General features: G+C 37.3%; 13 protein-coding genes. 10 read left to right on the top strand and 3 right to left on the bottom strand.

Going from position 1 to position 17,604, the window contains the following annotated elements; all coding sequences use genetic code 11:
* The first annotated feature begins 174 nt into the window (after positions 1-174).
* The 4 genes from HQN88_RS33220 (at position 175) to HQN88_RS33205 (ending at position 6,567) form a co-directional block, all read left to right on the top strand.
* Positions 175-1,983: an ATP-dependent nuclease gene (locus HQN88_RS33220; protein ID WP_216855912.1), complete on the top strand. Its 1,809-nt coding sequence runs from the start codon at positions 175-177 to the stop codon at positions 1,981-1,983.
* 244 nt (positions 1,984-2,227) lie between these two features.
* Positions 2,228-2,971 carry a DUF4145 domain-containing protein gene (locus tag HQN88_RS33215; protein ID WP_173120353.1) on the top strand — a complete coding sequence of 248 codons (744 nt, stop codon included), beginning with the start codon at positions 2,228-2,230 and terminating at the stop codon, positions 2,969-2,971.
* Positions 2,972-3,137: 166 nt separating this feature from the next.
* Positions 3,138-3,899 carry a hypothetical protein gene (locus HQN88_RS33210; protein ID WP_173120351.1) on the top strand — a complete coding sequence of 254 codons (762 nt, stop codon included), beginning with the start codon at positions 3,138-3,140 and terminating at the stop codon, positions 3,897-3,899.
* Between the two features lie 391 nt (positions 3,900-4,290).
* Entirely contained in the window at positions 4,291-6,567 is a 2,277-nt protein-coding gene (locus tag HQN88_RS33205) for a hypothetical protein (RefSeq protein WP_173120349.1), read from the top strand.
* Positions 6,568-6,771: 204 nt separating this feature from the next.
* Here HQN88_RS33205 and HQN88_RS33200 read toward each other — a convergent pair whose 3' ends face one another.
* Together HQN88_RS33200 and HQN88_RS33195 are read right to left on the bottom strand one after the other, a co-directional pair.
* Positions 6,772-7,614 carry a PD-(D/E)XK nuclease domain-containing protein gene (locus HQN88_RS33200; RefSeq protein ID WP_173120347.1) on the bottom strand — a complete coding sequence of 281 codons (843 nt, stop codon included), beginning with the start codon at positions 7,612-7,614 and terminating at the stop codon, positions 6,772-6,774.
* 13 nt (positions 7,615-7,627) lie between these two features.
* A complete protein-coding gene (locus tag HQN88_RS33195) occupies positions 7,628-8,839 on the bottom strand; it encodes an AAA family ATPase (RefSeq protein ID WP_173120345.1) in 1,212 nt (403 codons plus the stop codon).
* Positions 8,840-9,677: 838 nt separating this feature from the next.
* On the opposite strand from HQN88_RS33195, the gene HQN88_RS33190 reads away from it, so the two are divergent.
* Positions 9,678-10,328 (top strand): hypothetical protein, encoded by a 651-nt coding sequence (locus HQN88_RS33190; RefSeq protein ID WP_173120343.1) that lies wholly within the window; start codon positions 9,678-9,680, stop codon positions 10,326-10,328.
* Between the two features lie 147 nt (positions 10,329-10,475).
* Here HQN88_RS33190 and HQN88_RS33185 read toward each other — a convergent pair whose 3' ends face one another.
* Entirely contained in the window at positions 10,476-10,703 is a 228-nt protein-coding gene (locus tag HQN88_RS33185) for an HTH-like domain-containing protein (protein ID WP_173120342.1), read from the bottom strand.
* A gap of 201 nt (positions 10,704-10,904) precedes the next feature.
* Here HQN88_RS33185 and HQN88_RS33180 point away from each other — a divergent pair, with 201 nt between their 5' ends.
* The 5 genes from HQN88_RS33180 (at position 10,905) to HQN88_RS37420 (ending at position 17,574) form a co-directional block, all read left to right on the top strand.
* Positions 10,905-11,897, top strand: a complete 993-nt coding sequence (locus HQN88_RS33180) for a ParB N-terminal domain-containing protein (protein WP_173120340.1) — start codon at positions 10,905-10,907, stop codon at positions 11,895-11,897.
* A 656-nt stretch (positions 11,898-12,553) separates the two neighbouring features.
* Complete coding sequence (locus tag HQN88_RS33175; protein ID WP_173120338.1) at positions 12,554-12,862, top strand: hypothetical protein; 309 nt, start codon at positions 12,554-12,556, stop codon at positions 12,860-12,862.
* Positions 12,863-12,896: 34 nt separating this feature from the next.
* Positions 12,897-13,328, top strand: coding sequence for a hypothetical protein (locus HQN88_RS33170; protein ID WP_173120336.1), 432 nt, complete (start codon positions 12,897-12,899; stop codon positions 13,326-13,328).
* A gap of 928 nt (positions 13,329-14,256) precedes the next feature.
* Positions 14,257-17,058 carry a stalk domain-containing protein gene (locus HQN88_RS33165; protein WP_173120334.1) on the top strand — a complete coding sequence of 934 codons (2,802 nt, stop codon included), beginning with the start codon at positions 14,257-14,259 and terminating at the stop codon, positions 17,056-17,058.
* A 153-nt stretch (positions 17,059-17,211) separates the two neighbouring features.
* The gene (locus tag HQN88_RS37420; RefSeq protein ID WP_246320602.1) at positions 17,212-17,574 is read left to right on the top strand and encodes a hypothetical protein; all 363 of its coding nucleotides are present in this window, start codon (positions 17,212-17,214) and stop codon (positions 17,572-17,574) included.
* The last annotated feature ends 30 nt before the right edge of the window (positions 17,575-17,604 follow it).

Raw genomic sequence — 17,604 nt, 5'->3', positions numbered from 1 at the left:
AAGAAAAGAAAAGCACATCGCAAATAAGGGCGCCCTTACTTACGTGTGCTTCACGTTGAATTTATAATACATCTAAAATATGAAAATGTCAAACTAAAATCAAACGCTTGTTCGCTATTTGTGGTCGTGGTACATTTTAAGTTGATTGAAATATATGGAATTGGAGTGATGTATATGGCAAGAAAGGGTGCCGCGATAGATACAGGAATGGACTTATCAAAATGGTATGATTCAAGTGAACCTAAGTTGAGAAGAATGATAATTAAAAATTTCCGATGTATCGGAAATAGCCCAGTTACAATTGATTTAGATGATATTGTGGTTCTGGTTGGTCCAAATAATGCAGGAAAAAGCTCTATTCTAAAGGCGTACGAGATTGTCATGAATCATGGCTCCAATAATTGCAAATTAAGTGAAAGTGACTTTCCTAATGGGAAAATTAATATTCATGAGCTACCGCAAATAGAGCTACATACAATTGTCAATGGTGACACTACTCCAGCCAAACGGTGGGTTCAAGTTGAGGAAGGAAAGACTCTAGTAAAAGAGAGATGGACTTGGTCATCAGCGAACGCTGCTCCCAAAAGGCAAGGGTTTGATACAGAAAAGAATGAATGGGACGATCAAGTGCCTTGGGGGGCTCCTGGAGTCGCACAGACAAAACGACCTCAACCTCATATGGTTGAAGCATTTGCTCAGCCTCAGGAACAGGAGAAACAAGTTCTTGATCTGCTTAATGCAATAATTAAAGATCGTATTAAAGGGGTTCAGTCTGCTACTGGAGAGGAACTCTCCGATTACTCAAAGTTACTACTGCAAATAGGTGATCTACGAAAGAAGATTTTTGCTGAATCAAAGGAAGAAATTAGTTCTATTGAAACAGAGTTATCCTCATTAATTGCAGACATATTCCCAGGGTATGTGGTTAAATTCGACCCCAGGGCGGATGAAGATATTGAAAATGATGTCACACTATTCAAATCATCAGCTAGGTTATTGATGGGGCCTGGAATGGGGTATCAAAGTGCAATTGATAAGCAAGGTAGCGGGGCACGAAGAACACTTCTCTGGTCTGCGCTAAGGCTACTTGTTCAGAGCAATGGAGGAAAAAAGTCGGCAGGCGAGCGGCCGCATGTTTTGTTGTTGGACGAGCCTGAACTTTGTTTGCATCCGAATGCTGTCCGTGAAGCATGTAGAGTTTTGTATGATCTACCCAAAAAGGGGAATTGGCAGGTTATGGTTACTACTCATTCCCCTGCATTTATCGATTTGTCGAGAAATAATACAACAATAGTAAGGGTCGAAAGGTCGGAACAGGGTGAAATATTTGGAACCACTGTATTCCGTCCCGAAAAAGTTCAACTGGATCATGAAGATCGTGAAAGATTGAAATTATTGAATATTTTTGATCCGCATGTTGCCGAATTCTTTTTTGGTGGAAAGACCGTTATAGTTGAAGGCGATACAGAGTACACAGCTTTTAAATATATAATGTCGACAGCGCCAGAGAAGTATAGAAATATTCATATCATCAGGGCTAGAGGAAAAGCTACAATCGTTTCTTTGTGCAAAATCTTGAATCACTTTGGGAGCGGTTACTCAGTATTACACGATACAGACTTACCTAGGACTAATAAGGGTGATAGGAAGAATCCAGCTTGGCCCCACAATACAAGTATATTTGAGGTTGTTAAGCAAGCAACCCATCCAAATAAGGTTCGACACTTGGCATCGTTACCTAACTTTGAGTTGGCCTACTTTGGAAAATCCATCAAGTCAGATAAGCCCTACAACGCATTAACAAATCTAATGCTAGACAATGAAGCCTTCACTCATGTTGAAACAGTACTTCAATCTTTGCTGGATATAAAGAACGAAGTACCAAAAGGGTGTATTACTTGGAGTAATGAAGAAGAATTACTTCAACTTGTTACACCTTTGGCAGAGGCTGGCGTAGCTGTCGAAGATTCGAACGAGGAGTAAGGACAAGCTCAATGCTATGCAAGCTCTAGTCATCATTTGGCGATGAATTGAGAATTTACGAAGCTTATTGCACACTTTTATGAATCCTTGTCCATACAAAACCACAATGGTTAATTTAGGACAAGGGTTATTCATGGTTCTAAGTCTAGTTGCACACGCCTCCTCTCGTTAGTTTTTATGTTATAATGATGATGGGAAATTAAAGGTATTATGTAATATATTATTGAACCAGGGGGGCACTGATTTGTTATTTTGGCGCCAAAAGGAAGGTAAGGAAATAGGCAAACGGAACGAGGAATTGCCAATTCCCCACGAAGGGCTTCCTGATTCTTACCGACCAAGGGGGTTATGTCCTCGTTGTGGAAAACAATCTAGTTTTGAAACAGCTGGCTCGCTTCCGGTTACATTTGATGGAGGGGTATTACAAAGACCTAACGGGGAACGTATGGCAACGCATAGTGATCGTGTAATATCATTGATTTGCCGTCACTGTAATCAAGGTGTTGTGGTTATTGAGGAAGAATGGGTTGGAGACTTGCCTAAACATAAACAATCAAGTGGTGGAACTGTCACTTATAGAGGAATATACTGGTGGCCCCTACCAGAGAGTAATCTCTCACAAGATATACCGAGTGAAATTGCAGATATATTTAGTGAAGGTGTTCGAGCATTATTTGCCGACTGTCCCCGCGCTTCCGTCGTGATGCTTAGGCGCACACTCGAGGCCATTACTGTTGATAAAGGTGAATCTGAAGGAACGCTTCATAAACGTCTCCAAAAACTAACAGATAATGGAGCATTACATCCATCACTCACTGAATGGGTGAAGGAAGTAAGACTTGCCGGTAATATAGGAGCACACTATGACCCCGTAGAGAATATCACGGTCGATGCTGTAAAGGAACTCCAAAAATTCGTTAGAGAGTTACTTCGTTATTTATACGAAATACCAGCTGACTTAGATAGAAGACGAAAAGGATTGCAATAAATTGCACACCTTCGAACTTAAATTTAATGGTATATACTAAGCCGCGGCTCAGTTTGATGAACCCTTGTCCATGTAAAAACACAACCAATATTGTTGGACAGGGGTTCAACTCATAATGACTAACATAAGAAGTAAAAGTCATTTATCCGCAACTAGTATGTAAACAATGATAGGAAGGAAATTAAATGGCACTGCCAAAACCACTCAAAAGAATAATCAGACCATATTTAAATGGTCCTGCCTCATTTTTTATGGTCATGTATTAGATGATAGATATGCCGCGGATAGAACAAATCTGTGCAGGGCATATTTGTTACTTGTAAATGACGTAATGAAACTATTTGAATATATTGAACCAAGTGATGATAACCTTAACGCTTATTCTCATAGAACCTATGAGTTGCTTCTGAGAGCATCAACGGAATTTGAAACTAATAGTAAGCGAATATTGATAGATAATAATTATACTTTTCGAGGTAATCCTAATATCTTGGACTACTATAAAATTAATAATTCATCTAAACTTTCCGATTATAGTGTTACAATTAACTTTTGGAGAAATGGTCCTAAGACTTTTCAACCTTTTGGGAACTGGAGCACAGGTAATCATAGTCTACTTTGGTACCAAGCATACAATGCTGTAAAACATGATAGACAGCAAAACTTCCCACAGTGTTCATTAGAACATGTTCTAAATTCAGTTACTGGGCTTTTGATAGTTTTATTTTCCCAATTTAGCATTTATGCTTTTAACCCATATCAGGAAATTGGTATGTATGATGGTGACCCTGCTGCAGGTTATGTGTATGTTAATGAGTCAATTTTCAGTCTGCAATTCCCTATTAATTGGAATAATAATGAAAAGTATGATTTCGATTGGGACACTTTGAAACAACAGCAATCTCCGTATGATACTTTTACCTTTTGAGGATTCAATATTGGATTGCAACGTATTATTTAAGCGGCCTCCCCAAACAACCGAACCATGACACGGCGCCGAATGTGGATTTGCTAAGCCACGGCTCAGTTGTTATAAACCTTGTCCATGAAAAGCCACAATTTAAGGTTTAGGAAAGGGTTCGCTATGATTTCAGTTTAAAATCTAGAGCCTTGCATTAATTGCGTCAGTACTGTCAGTTGCGTCATGATGACGCTTTTGGCGGTATTGACGCTTTTTTTGTCAAACGGATCATGTCTCTTTTCTTGAAACTCCAATCCGTTGTTCCAAGATTTTCTTGACACAAGATAATTATAGGTATATATTGGCAATAACAACAAGATGGAACAACGGTGGAACAACGATGTTTAGGAGGGGTAGCATGCAAAAGTACAAAGCTTCTTTGAGTAGGAGTAACGGGAGAGACTTTTGGTCAATTATTTTTAGGCATCCGGTTCGATTAGACGGGAAAGGGAAGTACGGGCTAAGGATTAGAAGGGGATTAGGGACAAGCGATAAGGAAAGAGCTGAATCCTTTGTACAACAAATGAATGAGATACTGGCAGATGAAACTTTATGGACTCCGGCAGCAAGAAACCAAGCCATTGCAAGGAATTACAACGATATTATAATTAGAGCGTTTTATGATGACTTAGAAGAAACAGATATTAATTTTCGCCAATTGAGAAATAGTCGAATTGCATTACCACTCGATAAGCAATATAGAAGTATGCTAATACTTGGTGCAACAGGAGTTGGGAAAACAACATTTTTAAGACAGTTAATGGGGACATATTCTAAATTAGATCGCTTCCCTACAACCTCTGCAGGGCGTACTACAACTTGTGATATGGAAGTGATTTGTGCCGATCAAGAAAATTTTGAAGGAGTAGTAACCTTTCTAACAAGAAATGAAGTGAGGACATATGTTGAGGAATGTGTTCAAGCTGCTATACACGCAAAATTAATCGGAGCAAGTGAAGAGGATGTAATGCAGAAGTTCATTCTTCATAAAGATCAGCGATTTAGAATTAATTATGTTCTTGGTGATCTGTCGTTGGTTAGCAAATCTCAAGAAGATGATTTTGACTTCTTTGATGATGAACCCGATGAAGAGGATCATTTAGAAGAGGATGAGATCGAAGAAATTGATTTAAGGATAGAAATGTCCGACAAGTTAAGAAGTTACATGTCTCGTATAAATGATATTACATTTGAAGCAGAAACCAGTCTAACCCAAAGCTTTGAATTAGAAAAGGATGAGCTTTCTAGTGGTGACAAGCAAGCACTGAGAGAACTAATCGTCGAAGAGTACCTTGAACAAAATGCTGGATTTCTAGAAGTTATTGATGACTTGATGGACGATATACAAAATCGATTCAATCAGCTAGATGGTAATGGTTTGACTACCGATTCAACTGATTGGGCAATTAGCTATTATTTCGGAAATGGAAATAAAAAGGATTTTCTTAAAAGGATGAGGCTATTCTCTAGTAATCACAAAGATCAATGGGGACGTTTACTTACTCCGATTGTAGAGGGCCTAAGACTTAAAGGACCATTTAAGCCTGATGGTTACGCCGAAGTACCTAAACTTATCTTATATGATGGCGAAGGGATTGGTCACTCGTCTGATTCGGAAACAACTTTACCTGATAAAGTTACGGAATTGTTCGGGCAGGTTCAAACAATTCTCCTAGTTGATAAAGGTGACCAACCAATGGTCGGTCCATCTCGGATGGTAATCAAATCGGCAGTTATAAGCGGTCACATTAGAAAGCTATTGCTTTGCTTTACTCACATGGATGCAGTAAAAGGTGATAGTATGAAAAAGGGAGTAGAGAAAGTTAATCATGTGAAGGCTTCAATAAGTACTGCATTAAACAGTTTGAATGATGGTTATGGTCGTAGTTATATTGCTTCTTTGGAACAACTTTTGAAAGAGAGAAGCTTTTTCTTTTTCAAGATGCAAACTAAAATGGTTCAAGCTAGTTCCTCGCAATTAACCGATCTAATTAATCATATTTTTAATATGAAAGACTCTGATGATGACCAAATGCCAAAGGCGGAGTTGCAATATCACTTTTTGAATTTATCGATGAGTATTCAAAATGCTATTAAAGAGTTTCACGAAAAATGGGATGCAATATTGGGACTAGGCCGTTCAAATGGAGTAAAACCTGAACATTGGACAAGAGTACGTGCGCTTTCCAAAAGATTAGCTCTACTTAATCATCACTCCTATGACACATTGAAGCCAATTTCCGATTTTATCGACCTATTACAAGACCATTTGGCCCAATTCATTGCAAAGCCTAAGAAGTGTGAGCCTGAGGAGATTAAGGATGTCGTAACTGAGAAAATTAGGCAAGAGGTTTACTCACAATTACATCAGATAGCTCCAAAAATTCTGCTCGCTGACAAAAAGCAACAATGGAAGGTCGCATTTAACTACACGGGGAGAGGCTCGACAACGGATAGGGCTAAAGACATACAAGAGATTTACCAGGATGCCGCGCCAATTTTTGGTGAAACCCCAAGAGAGGCTCTTGATGAGTTTAAATTTCAAGAAATGATGAATGGTTTAGTTGAGGAAATAATTCAAAAGTATGATGGTGAACTCTTAACATTCAGGAACGCGAGTAATAACTCTGCCTAAATTAGGCCACTTCCCCAAACAATTTCAGCATTACGCGGCGACGAATTGTGGATTTATATAGCCACGCCTCAGTTTATCGAACCCTTGTCCATGCAAAACCACAATATTTAATGGTGGACAGGGGTTCATTACGCATTACAATTGTAGGAATGACGATGTTAGGTACGGATGCATTATGGGTAGAAGTACTTTTAATTATAATAATCAGAGTATTATAGGTTGTATTACAAAAGTTTCAATATTTTTACCGAACTTAGTTTTCTCTCTTTTAAAACTTTTCTTAAATGCATCAGCGTTAACAATAATTTTCTCTTTATCATAAATGAACAAAAGAAGATGTTCAGTTTTATAATGAAATGCATCGGCACCTAACTCTTCTGTTAAATGTCTTTCGGTCATGGATGCACGTGTACATTTTACTTCAATAGCTAAATTGAAATCATCCACGTAGATGTCGTATCGAACAGATTTGTAACCTGCATCTTCCGTTACTTCCATTCTAGACTCCGGAAATATAGGTCGGATCAATGCATAGAGAATCCTTTGCACATCATATTCATTTCCAATTAAAATACGGTTAAGGTCTTCCTTTTTGATTTTAGCATTGCCATGAACCTCATCTTGATACATCGATTGTAAGTGTAGGTGAAAGTTTTTTAGTATTTGTTTGATAACTAGTAAGGCCACTGGTTGATTGAAGGTTAGAGGTTCATCATTATCGTGAAGTCCAAGTTTTATATCTTTTACAAGTCCTCGAATAAAACCTAAAGCTTTGAGTAGGGAGTCAACTAATTCTTTATTTTCGTTTTTGCGTAATGATTTGGATATTCCTATTGTTGAAGATACAAACAGAAATGATTTTGCAACTTCTTCACCTGAAAAAGAAGACTGCAAGATTTTTAGTGTTGTATTACACCAAGACTCCCAATCTATCTCTAGTGAGGTTAAAGCGTCTACCTGTTTTAAAAGTCGCTCTCCCTTTAATATTTGATCATTTAAGTTTTCAATGATATTGCTTTTTTCCCCTCTAATCTCGCTTATAGTCATACTGACCCTCCTTTCAGTTATGTGTACCCCAACGTAAATAAAATAAAAAGAGTGGTTCTAGAATGTATAAAACGTCATCTTTCCATTCAAAGACCTGATAGATTGATCCATTTGTGTTGATTATAGTTTGAGTTTGCTCAATAGTAGATTTAATCTTGTTTCGATCTGGTTTGCTAGGAGTATCACCTAAAATTTGGTCGAACCGTTCTTTTAGCTCATCTAATCTAATAAAAGTAGTAGGCGGGTCTAGAGCAATGGCTTTTAAGAGTAAATCATAAATATCAGATTTCGTCCCATCGCTTAAAGTAAACGTTTTACGCTTCTGGCCTCGTGTATAGGGGCCTGATCTTAATCGTTTAACAACATCCTTATATGGGAGATTTGTAGTAGTGGCTTTAAATGCGTTAATTAAATCGTTTTGCTCGGTGATTTCTTTGATCTTAGCATCATTATCTATATCTAAAAGAAGGCACAAATTTAGGCATATAGATTGCATTAGCTGAGGGGAGGTTAAGCTTTCAGCAGCAAGAACCTCAACTAAGCTAGGATTAACTTTGACTCCTAGAGCGTTAAAGCCAGTGACTGCAATTTTTTCTAGAGCATCAGTTTGCCAAGGCTCAATGTTAATTAAACTTAATCTTCCGCTCAAGTCTGGATTTTTTCGGATAGCATCATCAGCTCTATGAGGCAATGAAATTACTATTGACGTGAATTCTTTCCTGATAGCATCTTTTAGTTGTTGAGCGATCTCAAGTTGTAATTCATTTGGTGCGTAGTGAAAGTCATCAAGAATTAGAACTAACTTATTTTCTTTAAAATACTCAATTACCTGGTCTTTTCCTGTAAGGAATTTTTCCTTAACAGATGAAGCCTTAGATTCTGTAACACCTGCTACCCGCTCACCAGCAATTGAGCTTATCTGAGTTTGTTCTCCTTCTATGGATAATCCTGCTTTATTTGCAACGGTAGTCCAGAAGGATTGAGAATTTTTAAAATCACTTCCTGATAGGGATACTATTCTGTCCCATTCTATCACTTTTTCACATAACACAGTTTTCCCTGTTTTTGAAGGTCCGATCACTGATGTCAGAAAGCCGGTTGTATTTAGTGCTTGACTTAATCGGAACTCATAGGTGTATGAAAACTCCGGAGATACTCGTGAAATGTAAGTATGTTCTGGAAATGCTCCGGGCTTAAAAACTTCATTAGATCTTAATGTTCTCATAGTTATCACTCCTTTTTACCTATTATAGACAGTTTGGTGGGATTTTCAAACCTTTTGGAATAAAATTGCTATTTTTTTATCCTTTTTATACCTTTATCGACTATTTAGGATTAGTCAAAAATTTTGTGGCTTAATTTAATAATAAGTTCAGCAAATGGAACTATTTAAAACCTATCCTACATGGTTACTTTAATAGTTGTAAGAACGTATATTCTTTACTCGTAGAGTGCTTGGATATGCATTATATAAAAGTACTTATAGACTTTTGGAAGGTTTTAAGTGGCAGGTAGACATCAAATTCTTTGTGTAAACAAGAGTCTTTGCTATCGCTATAATGAGAAATCACTCATCTCGGTGGGAAGGACACTGGTGGGGAGTGGTCTTTTTATGTCAGTGTTGGCGGAGAATTAGTTGATGTGATTGTTGTAAGAGTCAATTCGGTCATAAATAATTAAAAACTGTTCTAAATAGATCACAAACCAGGCAATCTATTGAACTTAGATGAATGCCCTATTTAATCTAATTACGCAACCTCCCCAAACAATCTCAGCATTACGCGACGGCGAATTGTGGATTTACACAGCCACGGCTCGATAAATTAAACCCTTGTCCAGTTAAAAACACAACATATAATGAGGGACAGGGGTCGGTACGCTTACTGATTTTATATCTTTTTCATCCATGTCTTGGTTGCTTTGCCGACAGAGAACATTTATAGGGATAAAATTTAGAACTTTAACCGAATGGTTAGGGTTCTTTTCTTTTTCTTTTCCGCATATGAATCTATCATATGCAAATTCTACTAGTTTTGAAAAATAATAATGTAGGGGATGAAAATATGACGATTGCTGCGCTTGAGAAAGACCAAACAGAGTTAACTACTAACTATGAGGGATTTGTAACACGAAAAATTCAAGAAGGTAAACTTCACGATTTATTTAAATTTCAAATGCAGGTCATTCATCAAATTAAGAATTGGAAAGATGAATCAGAGAAAATTGAAATTATCGATCATATTATTACAATATTCAAGGAAGCTTGTCAGGAGGTAGTGATTTGTCAGAATTGTGCACAGCCTTTTAACTTTAGGCATTGTAAAAACCCAAGCGAGACTGAAGAGACTGTTAGACACGCTATTGAATTAAGTTGTAATGATTGCGGGGATTATTTCACAATAGCGGAGGGAAGAGAAGTTGTAACACATTTTAACTGGAATGTTTTAGGGATAGTTGAAGATCTAAGACGAGGAAGTAGGGGGTTTACGATTAAGTATACATTAGCTGATCTTGGTAATCCTGCACTTATTAACATACCAAATAATGGTGGGAGGCCAGTTGTTTGGATTGATGGAAATCGGGTTCTAAGAAAGGAAGACGCTCTGAAATATTGGGAACGTGCAAAATCCTTTTTAAAAGGAGGAAAGAAACAAACGGACATTCCTGAATTGCAATGGTATGAAACAGAAGAAGCGAAGGTATTTATAATGTAGCGCTTAACTCTATAATCAAGGTCGTTAGGCCACCTCTCCAAACAATTTCAGCATCAAGCTACCCAACCACAGCTCAGAATATTGAACCCTTGTGCATGCAAAACCACAATGGTTAAGGAGGACAGGGGTTCTTCATGCGAATTTATTTTAATCTCTCGGAATAACATATTCAGATAGTTTGATTCCTTTACTAACTTCTGTTGCATATGAAATGTTGATACCAGAAGCTGCTACAATGTCCTTAACACTGTAGTGGTTTCTTTGTATGACGTCCGCATACTTAACACCGAATAAATGAATTTTAGCAACTTGTTTTCCGTGAGGTGCCTTAATATACATTTCACCAAGAATTTTTCCTAACTCTTGAATATTCAAATGAAAGTCCCCTTTTGATTATTAATTTGATTAGCTGTATTTCTATGGGGGCGGAGTTAATTCCTGCTCCGAGCTGGCTTTGTTATTTTACTAGTTGCGAGGATACCACCAATTGTTTCATTGAAGATGCTTTTGATGGTTTGTTGACATAGGACAATTTCCGCTAAACATAGCCTTTTATATATGAAAGGTTAAAGGGCGGTGGCGAAATTGATATTACCTGTTAAAAATATACTTATTGACATTAGAAGACGGATTAACCTTGATACAATCTCACTTGAACAGGATATCAGAAACCATGGATTAAAAGTGCCACTTGATGTAGAAGGCCCTGATGAAAACAACAATTATTATCTGATTAATGGAGATCGCCGCTTAGAGGCTTGGAAGAATGTTCGGATTAATGAGCCAATCGAAGTAAAAGTAGTGAGAGGACTTACTTCGCGTTTAGAACGAAATAAAGAGCGGCTTCAAATGCATCTTGATATAAAACCTATGCCTGGTGTGGATTTTCAAATTCTAATTGAGGACATATTGAAAGAAAGTGGCATGTCTGATGGTGACCTTGCAAAAGAACTAAGAAGAGATAAGAGGAGAATTAGGAAGTACAAACCTGGAAGTGAGGTTCCAGATAATGTAAGGGAGGAAGTTGCAAAGGTTCGTGGCAGCCAAGATATGCTTGAAGTAATATATGCACTTAACATTGATGTGGATTTCAAGCAAAGATTGTATAAAAGCTTACTATCAAGAAAACTTACAGGTGACCATGCTACGGCTGTGAAGAGGCTTGTTAGTAGTAGCGTTTATGGACGTCTTAATGAACATCAAAGAGTACGTGCCCTTGAAGAAGCCTTGCAACAAGCTACATTTACTAAAGTGGAAGCTGAATTAGTCGTGCTCAGTGAATTGATGCGTACAAAGCCATCTGATCACCAAGACAAATTTAATACATGGATGTCGAATATATTAAATAATATGGGGAAGCTTGAGGACTATTTACATCCCGATTTAGAGCTTTTGGTAAGTCCACTTCAAAAGAAGCAATTAGCAAAAGCTGTAGGTGAAATAAATAAGGCCGTACTTTGGATTTGGAAGGATAATAAGAAATCTGATCAGTCATCTTTTGAAACGGAACTGGAAATTCTACGTGAGAGTACCGATACTGGCTATCGCTATATATTCCGAAATCGATAATCTCAAGCCACCTCCCCAAAAATTCTCAGCATCACGCGGCGGCGAATTGTGGATTTACCAAGCCACGGCTCACCTCCATACAAAACAAGAGACACCCTTTCGGGTGTCTTTTGTTTTTATGGTGGTGTGAGCAGGGAGTTGAACCCCTATAGGGTTCGCCCGCGCGGACTGGAGCGTGAGCGTAGGGAGCACGGCATTGAAATGTACCGCTAGGGTAGTCATCGGTGAGTAGGCTTCGTTAGTAAGTTAGATGGACATTTCAATACTCCCCTCACCTTAGTACAGAGAACCCGCTCACTGAGCGGGTTCTTTCCTGTCTAAGGATGGATATGTAGACGGTCTGTAGACAAGAAGTATAAGAAGATGGTGGCTTTAAATTGCTAAGAAGCCCTTCTAAGGGGCTTTTTTCGTTGTATCAGCAATGGTTGATAATACAGAGAGAATTCTGTCAATATCCTGAATTTGTAAATTGGTGATATAATACGGAGGTAGCGAAAAGCAGCTATAAGTAGTTAAGAAAAGAATGATATTTCATTTTGTTTTTATAACTAATGACGATATTATCGAAGTTCTATCGATGTATGATCCTAACGTCCTTATTATTGATGGCAGAAAGTAACTATAAATGCACGATTTTATAGATGGAGTAGATTGTAATGGGATTAGATGTTGTTATGTACGGAGGACAGAAGGAACGGCTGGGGGTTATAGAAATATCCTATCCGTTGCATGAAGCAATTTACATAAAGACTAACCAATGGGCAAGTAAACCACTGTTGAGGAAATTAAGGGATTACTACAAGACAGACATTACCTTAGAGAGAGTAGATATTAAAGAATTTGTATTTTGTTTGGAGCAAGTCAAGTCATTTGCTCATGATGAACTGATTTTTGATGAATTAGAACTTCTTATTACTTCGCTTAGCAATCCCAAAGTTGAACAGATTCATCTTGCTGGCGATTAAATAAAAGAGCAATTTCATTGGAGGACAAAAAGTAATGAGGACTATTTATATTGGCTGCTTATGTTTGATTTTAATGTTACTCACATCTTGTGCCAAACAGATTGAAGTATCAAGTGGGGATAGTAGTTTTATTTTTACGCAGAAAGATATTAAGGGTGTTGAACTTACTAAATTTAATATTAAGCCCTTAAAAAATGGTAAAGAGTATTTTTACACGAAAAGTAGCAGTAAGTTGAAAGGTACAAGTGCACTATATAAAATAACACTAACTGATAGTATGCATGAGATAAGTGTTCAGACCACAATGAATTTACAATCATCCAAAGAAAGAGCAATTAAGTTATTTAATGCTAGTACAAAAACCACCAAAGCCTTAAATAAAGAAAATATCCTTGGTGTGCAAGCAAAGGAATATGATGTTGATGAAATCAATGTAGTTTCAAAAAAAAGGCTATTTCGCAATTGAACTGAGTAAAGACAATCTATTCTATAGTGTCTTTATTGATGGTTTAGATTTAGATCAGGAACAAGTGAAAACTAAAATTCTAGAGAATATTAACTACATTCTTAGTCATAAAGAATCGATTTGATAAAACATGGATTCTATTTGAACAAATAGATTGTTGAGTGCGATTACGCAGAGGTGGTGTGGCTCTCTATTTGTAATAACTGGATCTAGCAATACCTGCAATGGCAAGTGAACTTGTAATGCCGTTTATTTGGCGTAAACCTTCTTGCTGGGTTGGAGCTTCTCCTTTACTAGATTTGGATACTGCTTTTTTAAATAATCTACCTGTGCTTTTAGATAATCCCTTTCTTCTTCTACGGTGTGAAAGATCGTGCGTGAACGTCCTTCTCTGAACGTACATCAAATACCTCACCAGCTAGCCATTTCTTCACCCATACCTTTAATTGTGTACAGCTCCTGATATCTAGCTTTTTAGCTACAGTTCTATAACTCGATGTTTCCTGCGTGTATCCATGAACAGGAGCTAACTTAAACTCCTCCGTATACTGATTAAATGTTCGCCCCTTTTAGCCAAAGAAAAATCCCCTCCAAGTTGTACTCAAGCCCTTATGTTCCATAAGGTCTTTTTTGAGTGTCTACTTAAAGGGGATACTACCACTTTAAATCAAGGCATTTATATATGGGGGGAGTAGGTTATAACTTTTTGAATTTTACTTAACTTGCAATTACGGCTATGCACTACAACCGCTCGACTATAAATTATATAGGTCTAGAATCCTGGAGTACTTTATGAATGCTTAGACGGGAGTAGTCTTGAAGCACTAGTTAGTATGATATATAATACGTCTATCTAGTTGTTATTTATGGATTTGAAACCAAATTATTGAAGTGAATATGAGATCCTATTCGGAGGGTATATACTTTTATGAAAAAGATTTTACCTGCAATAATTACAAGTGCAATGTTAATCTCATTGGCAGTACCTGCATTGGCAGACACAACATCAAACCCTTTTGCTGATATTTCTGGTTCATTTGCAAAAGAGGCTATCATCCAACTTCAAAAAGAAGGAATCTTAACTGGAATTGATGCAGAACACTTTGACCCAAAGGGAACTTTGACTAGAGCGCAATTCGTTACGATTATGGTAAAAGCTTTAAACCTACCAATTGATGAAAGTGTAATCTCTTCTTTCACTGACGTTGAAGGATGGGCAGTACCATTTATAGAATCTGCCAAGAAATTTGGTATCATTGATGGCGTTAGTGAGACTGAATTTGCACCAGAAGCTACAGTAACAAGAGAACAAACAGTAGTTGTTATGGTTAAAGCTCTTGAAAAACAAGGTAAGCTTGATGAAACAGATGCTAAACTAGATTTTACTGACGCTGATTCAATCTCAGATTGGGCTAAAAAATATGTAGCTATAGCTGTTAAGTATGGCTTGGTATCTGGAAATCCAGATGGAACATTTAATCCACAAGGAAATGCAACGAGAGAACAGTCCGCAGTTATGGGAGTTAATTTCATTAAAGGTTTAGAAGAGGTTGTTAAAGAAAACAAATCCACAACACCTACAACAACGCCTGCACCTACTCCAACTACACCTCCACCAGTATTTGGTGGCGGAGGTGGTGGTTTTGTTCCAACAAGCGATACACAAGCACCAACAGCTCCAACAAATGTTACATCGTCAGACATTACCCAAACAACGGTGACATTGATATGGACAAAATCCACTGACAATGTAGGTGCAACTGGCTATTTTGTTTACCAAGATGGAGTAAAGGTAGGGACTGTAACAGGAACGACAATTAGTTATACTGTAACTGGATTAACAGCGAATACTAGCTATGAATTTACTGTAAAAGCAAATGATGCCGTAGGAAACGTATCTTCTGCAAGCGTAGCAGTGACAGTAACAACATTGCCAACCCTTGTGATTGAGGTTAGTAATGTACATATTCAATCAAACAACGTAGACCCAACTAAAGCAACAGTAGGGGATATAGTTACATTGACATTTAAAACTAATATTCAGGTTGAGCCTAATTCACATTTTGTTTTCAATGTTAATGCCCCAACCAACTTTGTTTCTAGTGGTTCTGGTAGCAGTTGGACAAATACAGCTACCTATGTAATTACTGAAGCTGATATTCTAGGACTTCTAGATTTTTCAATTAATCTGATAAATATGCATGCAACTATTAATGCTACAAGTGATTCAAGCTCTATAACTATTATTGCTCCTGCAGTTTCAACGCCATCTTTTGAAATTACTACAGATGCAGTTACAGCGACAGAGATGTCAGAAGAAGATGTGAATTTTGTTAAAGGTATTATTGGAGAATTTATTTCTGGTGGAATTAATATTAATGTTGACAACAGTAAGTTACCGGATTCAGTTAAAGATTATGCATATTTTAATTTGTACGGAGCAGGTTCAAAAAGAAATAACCTTTCCGCAAGTGACTTTGCTGTAGATGAAAATGCATTCCTTCACCAAAGATCAGAAACTCCAGTTCAAAATCTTAATAGAGACTTGACGATTGATCAAGCAAATATGCTCTGGACAACGATTGTGTTTTACGATGCTAATAGAAATCCAATTGGCGCTTTTCAAGTAAATGCTACTACGAGTTTCTATCCTGCACTATTAAATGAAATATCAGTTCTTCATAGAGCGGTTGATAGCACATTTGCAGGTGATACCCAAAAGGCTCGAGTAGCCTATGATCTTCTGTCAGTTGAACAAAAAGCTTTAGTAACAAATTATCAAACATTGTTAGAAGCAGAAGCTAAACTTGCAGGAGGGACAGAATCAGCTTCTTATAAAGTCATAATTAATGGAAATGAAGCGATGTTTTCAGAGGGGTTGTATGAAAAAAATGGTGTTGTTCTGGGATCGATTCGAACAGTGGCAGAAGCGATTGGAACTCAGGTAACTTGGAACGAAGCTACCAGACAGATTACATTTACTTCAGAAGATAACACGTTAGTTTTAACATTGGATAGTTCAATAGCTGTAATAAACGGGCACAACTTGGAAATGGGCGAATCTGCTACTATAGTAAATGGGTCGACGGTTGTACCACTTCGATTCGTAGTTGAGTCTTTTGGTGGGAGAATAGAAATAAACCCACTAACTCCTTCCCCAATTATTAACAAAATACTTGTTACGGACACAATACTGACTGGAAAAGGTAAAGTGGGAACGACAATAATATTACAAGTTAGTGGGGGAGTTATTGGTACAGGAGTGGTTGGATTAGATGGTAATTTTTCTGTGCCAATTGTGGCTCAACAAGTAGGAACGCTAATTAATGTTATAGCTAGAGATATTGAAGGGAATGAAAGTCGTATTGTTACAGTTAGAGTTGAATCTTCAACTCCACCAGTATCAGCTGCTTATAAAGTCATAATTAATGGAAATGAAGCGATGTTTTCTGAGGGGTTGTATGAAAAAAATGGTGTAGTTCTGGGATCGATTCGAACAGTAGCAGAAGCGATTGGAACTCAGGTAACTTGGAACGAAGCTACCAGACAGATTACATTTACTTCAGAAGATAACACGTTAGTTTTAACATTGGACAGTTCAATAGCTGTAATAAACGGGCACAACTTGGAAATGGGCGAATCTACCACTATAGTAAATGGGTCGACGGTTGTACCACTTCGATTCGTAGTTGAGTCTTTTGGTGGGAGTATTAGTATTATAGAAAATTAGAATTTCGTGTGGATTAATTTGAAATTGTCATGCATCGTCAATTTCAGTTGTACGCATATTTGCAGTTGATCTAACCACCTTCAAAGGTGGTTTTTATTGTTCTTGAAGAGGAAGGAGTACTATAACAGCTCGATTTAAATAAGGAATTTAGGCATGGTGATACCGCGGATACATGTTAAAATGGGAAAAAGTGTTATTTTTCTATGCGTAGTTAGGATCATTAGGGGTTATATCTGTCCTGTTTGTGGATTTGATAAATTAGAAATGCCTCCATATGACGAAAAAGGAAATGAATCATTTGAAATTTGTCATTGCTGTGGTTTTGAATTTGGTGTAGGTGATGTTAGTGAATCAATTACCTTTGTAAGTTATAGGAATGAGTGGATTAGTGAAGGCTTTAAGTGGTTCTTTCAACCTTCGAGACATGAAATATTAGACCTAACTGAGCAATTAAAAAACATACAGAAAATAAACCCCCAAATGTCCCTTATTATCAACGAAAAAAAGAATAACTGAACAATTTATCATGATAAATGAAAGAGTGAT

This window comes from Paenibacillus qinlingensis, from assembly GCF_013204845.1.
Taxonomy (GTDB): Bacteria; Bacillota; Bacilli; order Paenibacillales; family NBRC-103111; genus Paenibacillus_E; species Paenibacillus_E qinlingensis.
Note: the sequence above shows the minus strand (reverse complement) of the source record. Positions and strands in the feature narration are given on the sequence as shown.

Bases quoted from the DNA above. Each gene is read 5' to 3' on its own strand.
- HQN88_RS33175 (WP_173120338.1), top strand. From the start codon at position 12,554: ATGGGATTAGATGTTGTTATGTACGGAGGACAGAAGGAACGGCTGGGG.
- HQN88_RS33220 (WP_216855912.1), top strand. From the start codon at position 175: ATGGCAAGAAAGGGTGCCGCGATAGATACAGGAATGGACTTATCAAAA.
- HQN88_RS37420 (WP_246320602.1), top strand. From the start codon at position 17,212: ATGGTGATACCGCGGATACATGTTAAAATGGGAAAAAGTGTTATTTTT.
- HQN88_RS33210 (WP_173120351.1), top strand. From the start codon at position 3,138: ATGATAGGAAGGAAATTAAATGGCACTGCCAAAACCACTCAAAAGAAT.
- HQN88_RS33205 (WP_173120349.1), top strand. From the start codon at position 4,291: ATGCAAAAGTACAAAGCTTCTTTGAGTAGGAGTAACGGGAGAGACTTT.
- HQN88_RS33165 (WP_173120334.1), top strand. From the start codon at position 14,257: ATGAAAAAGATTTTACCTGCAATAATTACAAGTGCAATGTTAATCTCA.
- HQN88_RS33190 (WP_173120343.1), top strand. From the start codon at position 9,678: ATGACGATTGCTGCGCTTGAGAAAGACCAAACAGAGTTAACTACTAAC.
- HQN88_RS33195 (WP_173120345.1), bottom strand. From the start codon at position 8,839: ATGAGAACATTAAGATCTAATGAAGTTTTTAAGCCCGGAGCATTTCCA.
- HQN88_RS33200 (WP_173120347.1), bottom strand. From the start codon at position 7,614: ATGACTATAAGCGAGATTAGAGGGGAAAAAAGCAATATCATTGAAAAC.
- HQN88_RS33170 (WP_173120336.1), top strand. From the start codon at position 12,897: ATGAGGACTATTTATATTGGCTGCTTATGTTTGATTTTAATGTTACTC.